Below are 12905 nucleotides of genomic sequence, written 5' to 3'. Positions count from 1 at the left end.
GCGTTCCTCATCGCAATGAAAAAAGCCCCGCCCACTCAGGGCGGAGCAAAGTGCTTGTTCGCGTTTAACTGTTCACGAACGCCAGCAGATCGGCGTTGACCTGATCGGCGTGGGTAGTCGGGATGCCGTGCGGCGCGCCCTTGTAGGTATGCAGCGTGCCGTTTTGCACCAGCTTGGCCGACAGCACGCCGGAATCCTGATAAGGCACCACCTGATCGTCGTCGCCGTGGATCACCAGCACCGGAATGGCGATCTTCTTGAGATCTTCGGTGAAATCGGTCTGCGAGAAGGCGACGATGCCGTCATAGTGCGCCTTGGCGCCGCCCATCATGCCCTGGCGCCACCAGTTCCAGATAATGGCCTCCGACGGTTTGGCGCCCGGACGGTTATAGCCGTAGAACGGGCCGGCGGGCACGTCGTAATAGAATTGCGCCCGGTTGGCGGCCAACTGCGCCTGGAAATCATCGAATACCGATTTTGGGGTGCCCTGCGGATTACTGTCCGTTTTCACCATCAGCGGCGGCACCGCGCTGATCAACACCGCTTTGGACACCTTGTCCTCGCCGTGGCGCACGATATAGCGCACTACCTCGCCGCCGCCCGTCGAGTGGCCCACGTGCATCGCGCCCTGTACGCCGAGGTGTTTCACCACCGCGGCGACGTCATCGGCGTAGTGGTCCATGTCGTGCCCTTCCCACACCTGGCTGGAGCGGCCGTGGCCGCGGCGATCGTGCGCAACCACGCGGAACCCTTGGTTCACGAAGAACAGCATCTGGGCATCCCAGTCATCGCTGGACAGCGGCCAGCCGTGGTGGAAATAGATAACCTTGCCGTTTTTAGGGCCCCAATCCTTGTAGAAAATCTCGACGCCATCGCTGGTCGTTACATAACCCATGTCGTTTCTCCCATTTACACTATGGTTAAAAAAGAAGGTTTATACTGCGCGCGGCGCCGGGATCTCTGGCTCCCTCATCCCGGCTGGCCGACGATCTTGCGTTGATCGTTTAACGAGTATAGGTTTAAAGCTCACTTTAAGGTCAAACCCAATTCGGCAAACCGCATTCCCGCTTTCGATCGGCATCAGGAGTATTCAAGTGCAAGGAGATGACACCGCCACGACGATGGAGCAACGGCTTGCCGCCCAGCGCCACGCCTTCCTGCGCGACGGCGCGCCGACGATGGATCAGCGCAAGGCCGCCCTGCGCCGCTTGCGGAGCGCCATTCTGGCCCAGCGCGGCGCGCTGGCGGCGGCCGTCAGCGCGGACTTCGGCCACCGCTCGCCTTACGAGACCGACATTCTGGAGATTCTGGTCACCGTGCAGGCGATCGATTACCTGCTGCGCAACCTGAAACGCTTCATGAAGCCGGAGCGCCGCCACGTCGCCCTGCCGTACCAGGCTGCGCGCGCCTATGTGCAATATCAGCCCAAGGGCGTGATCGGCGTCATGACGCCGTGGAACTACCCTTTATCGTTGACCTTCATCCCGCTGGCCACCGCCCTGGCCGCCGGCAACCGCGTGATGCTGAAACCTTCGGAGCTCACGCCGCATACCAGCCAGCTCATCGAGACGATGCTGGCGGCGCAGTTTCCCGCCGACGAGATCGCCGTGGTGACCGGCGGGCCGGAGATCGGGGCCAGATTCAGCGAGCTGGCGTTCGACCATCTGGTGTTCACCGGCAGTACGGCGATCGGCCGTCAGGTCATGCAGGCGGCCGCTAAAAATCTGGTGCCGCTGACGCTCGAGTTGGGCGGCAAGAGCCCTGTGGTCATGGCGCCCGGCGCGCTCACCGCCAAAGACGTCAACAGCCTGGCGTTCGGCAAGCTGTCGAACGCGGGCCAAACCTGCATCGCGCCCGATTACCTGCTGATCCATCAGAACGATGTGGAGAACTTCATTGCGCTCTACGACGCGGCGGTCAAAGCGTTTTACCCCACAGGGCCGACGGGCAGCGACTACGGCGCCATCATCAGCGACAGGCACTATCAGCGTTTGCAAGACCTGCTGGCCGATGCCCAGGCGCGGGGCGCGCAAATCATTCCGGTCGGCCATCGCCCGGACTCGGCGTCTGAACGGCCGAAAACCCTGGCCCCCACGCTGATCGTCGGCGCCCCCGACGACAGCCGGATCATGCAAGAAGAGATCTTCGGGCCGCTGCTGCCGGTGCGCACCTACGTCGCCTTTGATGAAACGATCGACGTTATCAACGCCGGGCCGCGCCCGCTGGCGCTGTATTACTTTGGCCCGGCAGGCGCGCAGCAGGATCGGCTGCTGACGCACACCACCTCAGGCAACGTCAGCGTCAACGCCACCCTGCTGCACTTCGCCCAGGACGATCTGCCGTTCGGCGGCATCGGCCCCAGCGGCATGGGGGCCTGTCACGGCATCGAAGGATTTCGGGCGCTGAGCCACGCCAAGGGCGTTTTCATCCAGAGCCGCTGGCACTTTACCGGCCTGCTGCGCGCGCCGTTCGGCAAACTGGCGGACGCGGTGCTCACGTTCATGTTGCGGCGCCGATAAAGCGGTGTGCTGACAATCAATAGCACAGTCATGAATCGCCGCAAGCTATCACAATATTCACTCATTCCTATTTTATCTCTCCGCCGCCGCTGACTAAGCTTAGCCATGAGTCACCCTTTGTCCGTTGGCGACGGGAGTGACGTAAATCGATTGAGTTCAGTTATTTAGCGCAACACCCGACGCAAGCCTTACCCGCATGCCTTGTTAACCGCTCCACGCCCGGCGGCTGGAGCATCTTTACGGAAGCAGAGAGCGCATTATGACAACTGAAAGCAAATGCCCGTTTTCGGGCGGCAAGCAGCCCGCACCGCAGAACGGCCCCACCAATCAGGATTGGTGGCCTAATCAGCTCAGCCTGAAACCGCTGCATCAGCACTCCCCCCTGTCCGATCCGATGGATAAAGACTTCAACTACGCCGATGCCTTCAACAGCCTCGATCTGGCCGCGGTCAAACAGGATCTGCACGCCCTGATGACCGACTCGCAGGAATGGTGGCCAGCGGACTTCGGCCACTACGGCGGCCTGTTCATCCGCATGGCCTGGCACAGCGCCGGCACCTACCGCATCGGCGACGGCCGCGGCGGCGCGGGCGAAGGCCAACAGCGCTTCGCCCCGCTCAACAGCTGGCCGGACAACGTCAGTCTCGACAAGGCGCGCCGCCTGCTGTGGCCAATCAAGCAGAAATACGGCCGCAACCTCTCCTGGGCCGATCTGATTATCCTGACCGGCAACGTGGCGCTGGAATCGATGGGCTTCAAAACCTTCGGCTACGCCGGCGGCCGCGCCGACACCTGGGAGCCGGACGACGTCTACTGGGGGTCTGAGAAGATCTGGCTGGAACTGAGCGGCGGGCCGAACAGTCGCTACTCGGGCGACCGCGATCTGGAAAACCCGCTGGCGGCGGTGCAGATGGGCCTGATCTACGTCAACCCGGAAGGCCCGGACGGCAACCCTGATCCGGTGGCCGCCGCGCGCGACATCCGTGAAACCTTCGCCCGCATGGCGATGAACGACGAAGAAACCGTGGCGCTGATCGCCGGCGGCCACACCTTCGGCAAGACCCACGGCGCCGGCCCGGCGTCTCACGTCGGCGCCGATCCGGAAGCGGCCGGGCTGGAAGCGCAGGGCCTCGGCTGGCACAGCACCTTCGGCACCGGCGTCGGCAAAGACGCCATCACCAGCGGCCTGGAAGTGACCTGGACCACCACCCCGACCCAGTGGAACCACGACTTCTTCCGCCACCTGTTCGAATACGAATGGGAGCTGAGCCAAAGCCCGGCCGGCGCGCACCAGTGGGTGGCGAAAGACATCGGCGAAACCATTCCCGACGCCTTCGATCCCAACAAGAAGCGCCGCCCGACCATGCTGACCACCGACCTGTCGCTGCGCTTCGATCCGGCCTACGAGAAGATTTCGCGCCGCTTCTATGAGCACCCGGAAGAGCTGGCCGACGCCTTCGCCCGCGCCTGGTTCAAGCTGACCCACCGCGACATGGGGCCGCGCGCGCGCTACCTCGGCCCGGAAGTGCCGCAGGAAGAGCTGATTTGGCAGGATCCGATCCCGGCGGTCGATCATCCGCTGATCGACGAGCAGGACATCGCCGCGCTGAAAAGCAAGGTGCTGGCCTCCGGCCTGCCGGTGTCCGCGCTGGTCTCCACCGCCTGGGCTTCCGCATCGAGCTTCCGCGGTTCCGATAAACGCGGCGGCGCCAACGGCGCGCGCATTCGCCTGGCGCCGCAGAAGGACTGGGCGGTCAACCAGCCTGCGCAGCTCGCCGCGACGCTGGCCACGCTGGAAGGCATCCAGCGCGCCTTCAACGATGCGCAAACCGGTGGCAAGCGCGTCTCGCTGGCGGATCTTATCGTGCTGGCCGGCGCGGCGGGCGTGGAACAGGCGGCGAAGAACGCCGGCTTGCCCCTGACGGTGCCGTTCGCCTCAGGCCGCATGGATGCCTCGCAGGAACAGACCGACGTGGACTCCTTCGAGGCGATGGAGCCGCTCGCCGACGGTTTCCGCAACTTCCTGAAGGGCAAATACCGCGTGCCGGCCGAAACGCTGCTGGTCGACAAGGCTCAGCTGTTGACCCTGACCGCGCCGGAAATGACGGTGCTGGTCGGCGGGCTGCGGGTGCTCGGCGCCAACGTCGGCGGCACGCAGCACGGCGTGTTCACCCATCGCCCGCAGGCGCTGACCAACGACTTCTTCGTCAACCTGCTCGACATGGGCACCACCTGGCACCCGGTGGGTGAGGATGGCCTGTTCGAAGGCCGCGATCGCCGCAGCGGCGCGGTCAAATGGACCGGTACCCGCGTCGATCTGGTGTTCGGTTCGCACGCGCAGCTGCGCGCGCTGGCCGAAGTCTACGGCAGCGCCGACGGGCAAGAGAAGTTCGCCTATGACTTCGTCGCCGCCTGGAACAAAGTGATGAACCTCGATCGCTTCGATCTGGCGTAAACTCCCCGCAACGGTCTGCTTCGGCAGGCCGTTTTTCCTCCCGAGATCCACACCGCCGCCCCTCAACGCCGGCCACGGCGTGCGCCGTTATACTTTATTTCCCCGCTTATTCGTATTTACTCAACAAGTCATATAAAAATTTGATGGGCGGCAATTCTTTTAATGCTGTATTTATATTGAGAGGGCAATGAAGAACGTAAATTCAGCGCGCTAATACGATATATCCCAGCAAGGAGAACACCGTTATGGATTATCCTCAATTCACTTCAACACGCGACGAGGCGGGCCGCATTATCAGCGCCGTCCCTTAGCGATAGCGGGCCTGCTGGCCCGGTGCCTCACCGTTTACGCCAATAAGAATAAATGTTCTGCACCTGCGCCATATTCGCCGGGGCGTCAGAACTTCGCCCCTATTTAGCGTTTCATCACGCGCGTTGCGTTTTTAGCTTTTATTTTTCAGCCGACGGGAAAGCTCATAGGAAATTACGCTGCACTCAGGAAAATAACCGCTACCTGGAGGTCATCATGCAACACATTATCGGTATTTCTTCTCGTCGGCTGAGGATATCGGCCCTTGCGCTGCTGCTCCCTGCCGTATCATGGGCGGCCGATACGGCATCTCTCGCCGTGGGGCCGCAATATGACACCACCCATGTCTACGTCGAACGCGGCAAGATGGATGCCTTTGTCGACAGCATCCTGAAAACCTTCGGCGGCACCCGCACTGAACGCGTGCTGGTCAACGTCACGCCGACGTCGAGCGAAACCTATTCCCAGCTGATACTGACGCCGGCCGGCAGCTTCTCGGTGTTCGATTTCAAAACGCCGATCCCGTACCCGTTCGGCGTCGAACGCAACGGTTTTCTGGTCAGGGATATGGACGCCGCTATCCGGCAGGCCAGGGCCGCCGGCGCCGATGTGCTGGTCGCCCCCTTCGACGATCCGATTGGGCGCGACGCGGTGATCCAATGGCCCGGCGGCGTCAACATGCAGCTTTATTGGCACACCAAGGCGCCCAACTACAAGCCGCTGCTGAGCGTGCCGGAAAACCGCCTGTATCTCTCCGCTTACCGCGTCGATGACTTCCTGAAAAGCTATCAGACGTTCTCGCACGGCAAAGTCGTGCGCGACGAGCAGGTCAGCGATGCGGCGATCGGCCGCAACGATAACGGCAAGATCCGCCAGATCGAACTGGACTCGCGTTTTGGCAAAACGCGCATTTTCGTCACTGATGGGCATCTGCCTTATCCGTTCGGCCATGAGCGCACCGGCTATGGCGTCGAGGATCTGCAGGCCACGCTGGCCAAAGCGACGGCCAGCGGCGCGCAGGTGCTGTGGCGTTCGACGGCGGCGGAACGCCGCGCCTCGGCGCTGGTGCGTTTCCCCGGCGGCTACATCGCCGAAATTCACCAGACGGCCAAATAAACCCAAGGCGCGCTGCGGCGCGCTTTTTTCTTCGGATATTCATGATGAAACGCACGTTACCCGCACTGTTGCTGTTCTCCACGCTTCCCGCTCTGGCGGCGGAGCCCGCCGCTTCCCCCTGGAAAAACATCCCGTTGGGCGATGCGGCCACCTTATCTTTCGACGGTTCACTGCGCGAGCGCTATGAATGGACGGATCAACGGGATCTGAGCGGCGGACGCGACGACACTTTCATGCAGCGCTTGCTGGTTGGCGCGCGCCTCGACTACGGCGACTATTTCGGCGCCTATGTGCAAGTGGGATCGTCGCTGGCCACGCCGCGCGATCGCGGGCGCAAGCCGACCGACGAAGATCATGCCTACCTCGGGCAGGGCTATGTAGATATGAAACTGCCCACTGCCTACGGCCTCGGCACCCTGCGGGTCGGCCGCCAGGAGATTGCGCTGGGCTCGCTGCACCTGCTGGGCACCCGCGACGGCCCCAACGTGCGCCGTTCCTTCGATGCTATCCGCGCCAGCTGGGTCAAGGATAAAAACCGCCTCGACGCCTTTATCGGCCATCCCGTCACCCTTAAAACCGGCAGTTTCGACGACGATACCGACAACAGCCAAAAGGTGTGGGGACTGTACGGCACCACGCCGCTGACGCCGCTGGCGTCCTCGCTCGATCTCTACACCTTTGGCTTTGAGGATAACGACGCCCACTACGCGCAGCTTAGCGGGCAAGAGCGGCGCTATACCGTCGGCGCACGCATCTTCGGCGCAGCGCGGGGGTTCGACTGGGATAATGAAGCTGCCTGGCAGTTCGGCAGCGCAGAACAGCGCGATATCCGCGCCTGGTCGGCGTCGGCGCACGCCGGCTATACGGTGAGCGACTGGCGCTGGCGGCCGCGCTTCGGCGGCAAGATTGGCATCGCCAGCGGCGACAAAAACGGTCACGATGGGCAGCTCAACACCTTCAACGCCATGTACCCCAAGCTGCCCTACCTGACCGAAAACGGGCTGGTGGCGCCGGCTAACCTGATCGCCATCCATCCTTCGGTCACCATTACGCCGTGGCAAACCCTGGCCATCGACTTCAGCTGGGACGCCTTATGGCGGCAACGCCGCGAGGACGCCTTCTATCTCGGGCCAATGCGCCCGGTGAAAGGCAGCGAACAGGGATCGCGCTTTATCGGCAACCAGTACCAGGTCGAAACCACCTGGACGCCGAGAAGCGATCTCCAGTTCAAGGTGGCCTACGTCTACTTCGACGTCGGCCACAGCCTGCAGCACCATGCCGGGCTGAAAGATATGAACTTCGTGCTGGCGCAGGGCACCTACAGTTTTTAAGCATCAGGCAAGTTAATCGGTGTACGCGGGCGCCCTCAATAATCCCGTATCCGATTAATGACGACAGCCGGCGTGCGGCCGCCTCTATGCGTTACGGCAATGGCGGCTACTCACCGCATTTCACAGATAAAAAGCTGGAAAAACAGAAAGATAAATCAGCAACGCCAATGCCGCGCGCCGATTACAGAGAAATATTAAATAAAGATTTAATTCCAACGAGTTATTTAAACAAGTCTTTTACTCATATCTTATGTAAAAGATTCATATAAGAATAACTCATTAATAAAATAATTGTGTTTATACTGCTTTAACTCAATCGCAGTGCACAATTAATTCCTCACCGTGATTAATGATAAGGATATATTCCGCTTGAACGCAATATTCAAGCCAGACCAAGGAGGCAAGCCAATGATATCACATTAATTACCCCTGATTTTCAAACCTGTGTACGAGCATATAGAGCGTTAGGTGCAATATTGTCAACGTCCAAAGGAGTTTGATATGTCATTAGCTACCGATAAGATTTCCGATTATTTAACCCGTTATGAAAGAGGCGATCACGCGGAGAGCAGTAAACCGTCATATACCACGCAAGAGGTTTCAGATCTGCTGCTGAGGAGCCATTATTCCGCCAATGGCAAAGGCGTGACCGACCATGCGGCTACCTTGACCTACTCTTTCCCCGTCTATACCGGCAGCGACAAGACGGGCGCCGCACAGCTTACCGCCGCTCAGCAAACCCAAACCAAGCTTTCATTGCAATCCTGGTCGGATGTGGCCAACATCACGTTCACCGAGGTTAAAGGCAACGACGCGAAAAATGCAGATATAAAGTTTGGTTTTTATAAGGCGGCCAGCGGGGGCAATTACACCTCGTATGAAAGTACGCAGAGCAATCTCAAAAGCACCATTTGGATCAGCGGTAATAACGGCTACGACGCCTCCAATCCGCAAACCAATAACTACGCCAGGGATACGCTTACCCATGAAATAGGGCATGCGTTGGGGCTTTCTCATCCCGGCAATTATGATGCGTCAAATGCCACCTACCCCACCTACGCCAACTCGGCGAAGTATTATGAAGACGACCATCAATATTCTTTGATGAGCTATTTTAACGAACAATACACCAGCGCTGACTATAAAGGCGTTTGGCCATCAGGACCGCAGCTGGATGATATTACCGCCATACAGAAGCTTTACGGCGCGAATACCACCACGCGCACCGGCGATACCACCTATGGTTTCAACTCGAATACGGACAGAGACTTTCTGAGCGTTAAAGCGTCCACGGACAAAATCGTGGCGGCTATCTGGGATGCCGGCGGCAATGACACGCTGGATTTTTCAGGCTACAGCCAGGATCAGCGCATCAACATTAACGAAGGCGCATTCTCTGATGTAGGCGGCTTGAAGGCGAATATCGCCATCGCCTACGGCGCGCAGATTGAAAATATCATCGGCGGCAGCGGCGCCGACATTCTTGTGGGCAACGCGCTGAACAATACGCTAAAAGGCGGTGCAGGCAACGACATCATTTACGGTGCCGGCGGCGCCGATCAGCTCTGGGGCGATGCAGGCGCGGACACCTTCGTCTTCCGCGAAACCGGCGACAGCCAAGCCGCCGCGCCGGATTGGATCCGCGATTTCCAGACGGCGGTGGATAAAATCGACCTGTCGTGGCTCAACCAGACGGCTAAGGCCGAGGGGGGCGAGTTGCACTTCGTGGATAGTTTAAGCGGCTCGTTGTATGAAGCGGCGCTGAATTATGACGCGCAGCAGAATCTCACCGATCTGGCCATCAATCTCTCCGGCAATCAATCACCTGATTTCCTGGTTAAAATCGTTGGGCATATCGACGCTTCCGCCGATATTCTCGTCTAGCCAAGAAACCAACAGTCCGGCGCGAACGCCGGACTGTTCATCTCTTATCAGGCCTCACCCCGGCGTCTTTTTACATTGCCACAGCAATAAATCGCGCAGACGAGGTCACACCGCTGCCAGCTCCGCCGCCAGGGTGGCGACCAGCTGCGCCGCCGGCATCGGCCGCGCCAGACCGACACCCTGCCCGGCCCACAGCGACATAAACTCCCCGCGCCCGGCCCTGGCCGCCGCCTGGCGGATATCGCCGGTGAGCGCGTTCTGCACCGGATAAGGCAGGATCTGCGCCTCTTCCGCGCGCATCTGCCGCATGAAATCATTAACGATGCCGCGCGCCGGGCGGCCGCTGAAGGCGCGCGTCAGGCGCGTGCTGTCATCGCCGGCGTTGCTCAGCGCCGCCCGCCAGGCTTCGGCGATGCCCGACTCAGGGCTGCACAGAAACGCGGTGCCGAGCTGCGCCGCCTGCGCGCCCAGCAATTGCGCCGCCGCGATGCCGCGCCCGTTCATGATGCCGCCTGCAGCGATCACCGGGATTTTCACCGCCGCCACCACCTGCGGCAGCAGGGCCATCAGCCCGACGCAGGATTGTTCGATATCGCCGAGGAAGGTCGGGCGGTGGCCGCCCGCCTCCGAGCCCGAGACGCAAACGAAGTCGGCGCCCGCCTCTTCCCAGGCGCGGGCTTCCGCCACCGTGGTGGCGGTGCCGATCACCCGTGAACCGGCCTTCTTGAACTGCGTGACCGTGGCGCGCGGCAGCACACCGAAGGTGAAGCTGACCACCGGCGGCGCAGCCTCCAGCAAGGCTGCGATCTGGTCGCGGTTGTTTTCGGCGAATTGAGTGGGGATCGGCGGCTCGCTCAGCCCCAGCGCTTCGCGGAACGGCCGCAGCAGGTGCTGGGCGCGCTTCAGTTCGGCGAGATCCGGGTGCTGCTCATTGAGCAGAAACAGGTTGATGTTGAACGGCGCGGCGGTCTGCGCGCGGATCTGCTGCACACGTTCGAGGATCACCGCCGGTGAAAACAGCGCCGCCGCGCACGATCCCAGCGCCCCGGCGTTGCTCACCGCCACCGCCAACGCCGGCGGCGACGCGCCGTTCATCGGCCCCTGAACGATCGGATAGCGCAGCCCAAGCTCGCGGGCAAAAGCAGAAGGTGCCGTCATCAATGTGTCTCCCTGTACTGACTACATTCGTCTTACGGCGGCCGCGCCGCCGAACCGACCAAAAGCATAGCACCTTCTCACCGCCTGGCCGTGCAGTTAATGCTTCACCTGCCGCCTGTCCAACGACAGGAAGTGATGCACCACCGGTTTCTCCGGGCCAATATGGAAGCGCAGCGCCTCCTGCTGCAGATCGGCGTCGGCGTGCGACACCCGCTGGTGCTGCCGCAGATGCTCCGCCCAGGACTCCACCAGGAACCACTCCATGATGCATTCCGGATCGCCGGTATGCTCGGTGATACCCCAGGCGTAAGCGCCATCGCGGCGGCGCGCCCGCTCCAGCATCAGCAGCGTGCGCAAGAACTGCGGCCGATCCTGTTCGCGGATGCGGTACTCCACCTGAATCATGACCGGGCCGCGATCGTTTTCGACCGGCGTGTTGACCAACGGTTCCGGCCAATGGTTCGACGGCTGCAGATCGGCCTCACCGGTCGGCAGACGCAGGCGGTGGAACAGCAGCCCCGCCGCCAACAGGCCGACGCCGCCGACCAGCAGCGTGGCTGCCACGCCCAGCTCCTGCGCCACCAGCCCCCACAGCAGGCTGCCCGCCGCCATCGCGCCGTTGAACACCATCAGGTAGATGGCCAGGCCGCGGCCGCGCACCCAGTTGGGCAGCACGCCCTGCGCCGCACCGTTGAGCGTGGTCAACGCGATAATCCAGCCTGCGCCCAGCACCAACAGCAGCACCACCGCCAGCCACTGCGGCGGCGCCAGCGACAGGGCCGCCATCACCGCCGCCGTCAACACCGCCGCCAGCAACACCAGCCCGTCGGCATTCAGCCGCTGACGCAGGCGCGGCAGCACAATAGCCCCGAGGATCGCCCCGGCGCCCACCGCCCCCAGCAAAACGCCGTAAAAGCCGGCGCTGCCGCCCAGCATGCGGCGCGCCACCAGCGGCAACAGCGCCCAGACCGAGCTGGAGAAGGCGAAAAATACCGCCGCCCGCAGCAGCACCACGTGCAGCTCGCGGCTGGAGCGGGCATAGCGCAGGCCGGCGCGGAAGGCGCCGAAAAAGTGCTCCGACAGGCCGCTGTCTTCGGCCTTCGGCCGCTTCCACCACAGCAACGCCGCAATCACCAGCACATAGCTCATCACGTCCGCGCCGTAGGCCGCGCCGGCACCGAAGCTGGCCAGCAGCAGCCCCCCGGCCGCCGGGCCGATGGAGCGAGCGATGTTGATGCCCAGCGAGTTCAGCGCCACGGCGTTTTTCAGCTCGGCGCGCGGCACCAGCTCCGGCACGATCGCCTGCCAGGTCGGCCCCATCAACGCCGCGCCGATGCCGCCGACGAACGTCAGCGCCAGCAAATATTCCACCGTCAGCGAACCGGTCTGCGACAGCACCAGCAGGCTGCCGCTCACGCAGGCCAGCAGAATTTGCACGAAGATCAGAAAGCGCCGCCGATCGAGAATGTCCGACAGCACCCCGGCCGGGATCGCCAGCAGGAACACCGGCAGCGTGGCGGCGGTTTGCATCAGCGCCACTGCCGAAGGGTTGCTCGACAGGTCAGTGATCAGCCACGAGCTGGCGACGTCGCGCATAAAGCTGCCGACGTTGCCGAGCACCGTGGCACCCCACAGCACCGCAAATAATGGGATTTTCAGCGGCGCGAAGCCGCCCGCCGCCGCCTTGTTTTCCGTCTGCTCAGCCATCTGTTCGCTCCTTCAAATCGTTAAATGCCACCAGCAACAGCGCGCCGGCCAGCCCAAGGTGTTCAAAAAATCCGTTCATCATCTGGCCGCGCTCCGCCCCGTCGAACTGCCAGAACGGATTGGCCATCAGCGTCGCCATCAGGGTAAAACCGGCCAGCGCCAACGCGCCGAGCCAGCGATAAAAGCCGCTCAGGATCAGCGCCGACGCCGCCAGTTCGAGCAGCGTCACCAGCACGGCGAACAGCGCCGCCGGCTGCAGGCCGAAGTGGCTCATCTCGGCGACCGCGCCTTCGACGTTCAGCGCTTTGACCAACCCGCCCTGAATATAGGCGGCGCAAATGGCGAGCAGCAGCAGCCAGCGCACCACAGGCGCATGCAGCCGCTGTGCGCAGCGGGCGGCGATAGCAGTCAGGTTCATCGCGCCCC

9 protein-coding genes are annotated in these 12905 nt (G+C 62.0%); 5 read left to right on the top strand and 4 right to left on the bottom strand.

The window, feature by feature from the left end:
• Nucleotides 1–64: 64 nt before the first annotated feature.
• The gene (locus ACJ8OK_RS01885; RefSeq protein WP_338909772.1) at nt 65–895 is read right to left on the bottom strand and encodes an alpha/beta fold hydrolase; all 831 of its coding nucleotides are present in this window, start codon (nt 893–895) and stop codon (nt 65–67) included.
• Nucleotides 896–1094: 199 nt separating this feature from the next.
• Here ACJ8OK_RS01885 and ACJ8OK_RS01880 point away from each other — a divergent pair, with 199 nt between their 5' ends.
• The 5 genes from ACJ8OK_RS01880 to ACJ8OK_RS01860 all read left to right on the top strand — a co-directional run bounded on the left by ACJ8OK_RS01880 (nt 1095) and on the right by ACJ8OK_RS01860 (nt 9614).
• Entirely contained in the window at nt 1095–2519 is a 1425-nt protein-coding gene (locus tag ACJ8OK_RS01880) for a coniferyl aldehyde dehydrogenase (RefSeq protein ID WP_260952629.1), read from the top strand.
• A gap of 259 nt (nt 2520–2778) precedes the next feature.
• A complete protein-coding gene (katG, locus tag ACJ8OK_RS01875) occupies nt 2779–4974 on the top strand; it encodes a catalase/peroxidase HPI (RefSeq protein ID WP_442530355.1) in 2196 nt (731 codons plus the stop codon).
• Between the two features lie 525 nt (nt 4975–5499).
• Nucleotides 5500–6399 (top strand): VOC family protein, encoded by a 900-nt coding sequence (locus tag ACJ8OK_RS01870; protein WP_250133149.1) that lies wholly within the window; start codon nt 5500–5502, stop codon nt 6397–6399.
• A 44-nt stretch (nt 6400–6443) separates the two neighbouring features.
• Nucleotides 6444–7730: an alginate export family protein gene (locus ACJ8OK_RS01865; RefSeq protein WP_317528527.1), complete on the top strand. Its 1287-nt coding sequence runs from the start codon at nt 6444–6446 to the stop codon at nt 7728–7730.
• A gap of 501 nt (nt 7731–8231) precedes the next feature.
• The gene (locus ACJ8OK_RS01860; protein ID WP_442530354.1) at nt 8232–9614 is read left to right on the top strand and encodes a serralysin family metalloprotease; all 1383 of its coding nucleotides are present in this window, start codon (nt 8232–8234) and stop codon (nt 9612–9614) included.
• Nucleotides 9615–9719: 105 nt separating this feature from the next.
• Here ACJ8OK_RS01860 and ACJ8OK_RS01855 read toward each other — a convergent pair whose 3' ends face one another.
• The 3 genes from ACJ8OK_RS01855 to ACJ8OK_RS01845 form a co-directional block, all read right to left on the bottom strand.
• The gene (locus ACJ8OK_RS01855) at nt 9720–10772 is read right to left on the bottom strand and encodes an NAD(P)H-dependent flavin oxidoreductase (protein WP_033632609.1); all 1053 of its coding nucleotides are present in this window, start codon (nt 10770–10772) and stop codon (nt 9720–9722) included.
• A 96-nt stretch (nt 10773–10868) separates the two neighbouring features.
• Nucleotides 10869–12479 (bottom strand): MFS transporter, encoded by a 1611-nt coding sequence (locus tag ACJ8OK_RS01850; RefSeq protein WP_154871071.1) that lies wholly within the window; start codon nt 12477–12479, stop codon nt 10869–10871.
• The gene (locus ACJ8OK_RS01845) at nt 12472–12897 is read right to left on the bottom strand and encodes a DoxX family protein (protein ID WP_004928622.1); all 426 of its coding nucleotides are present in this window, start codon (nt 12895–12897) and stop codon (nt 12472–12474) included. Before ACJ8OK_RS01845 ends, ACJ8OK_RS01850 begins: the two co-directional genes overlap by 8 nt.
• Between the last annotated feature and the right edge of the window lie 8 nt (nt 12898–12905).

Source organism: Serratia sp. CY71090 (assembly GCF_052166845.1).
Taxonomy (GTDB): Bacteria; Pseudomonadota; Gammaproteobacteria; order Enterobacterales; family Enterobacteriaceae; genus Serratia; species Serratia nematodiphila.
The sequence above is the reverse complement of the archived record's forward strand: the minus strand, read 5'-3'. Positions and strand labels throughout refer to the sequence as shown.

What these genes read in the sequence shown, in the direction of transcription:
- ACJ8OK_RS01850 (WP_154871071.1), bottom strand. Translation starts at nt 12,479, where the DNA reads ATGGCTGAGCAGACGGAAAACAAGGCGGCGGCGGGCGGCTTCGCGCCG.
- ACJ8OK_RS01870 (WP_250133149.1), top strand. Translation starts at nt 5,500, where the DNA reads ATGCAACACATTATCGGTATTTCTTCTCGTCGGCTGAGGATATCGGCC.
- ACJ8OK_RS01865 (WP_317528527.1), top strand. Translation starts at nt 6,444, where the DNA reads ATGAAACGCACGTTACCCGCACTGTTGCTGTTCTCCACGCTTCCCGCT.
- ACJ8OK_RS01845 (WP_004928622.1), bottom strand. Translation starts at nt 12,897, where the DNA reads ATGAACCTGACTGCTATCGCCGCCCGCTGCGCACAGCGGCTGCATGCG.
- ACJ8OK_RS01855 (WP_033632609.1), bottom strand. Translation starts at nt 10,772, where the DNA reads ATGACGGCACCTTCTGCTTTTGCCCGCGAGCTTGGGCTGCGCTATCCG.
- ACJ8OK_RS01885 (WP_338909772.1), bottom strand. Translation starts at nt 895, where the DNA reads ATGGGTTATGTAACGACCAGCGATGGCGTCGAGATTTTCTACAAGGAT.
- ACJ8OK_RS01860 (WP_442530354.1), top strand. Translation starts at nt 8,232, where the DNA reads ATGTCATTAGCTACCGATAAGATTTCCGATTATTTAACCCGTTATGAA.
- katG (WP_442530355.1), top strand. Translation starts at nt 2,779, where the DNA reads ATGACAACTGAAAGCAAATGCCCGTTTTCGGGCGGCAAGCAGCCCGCA.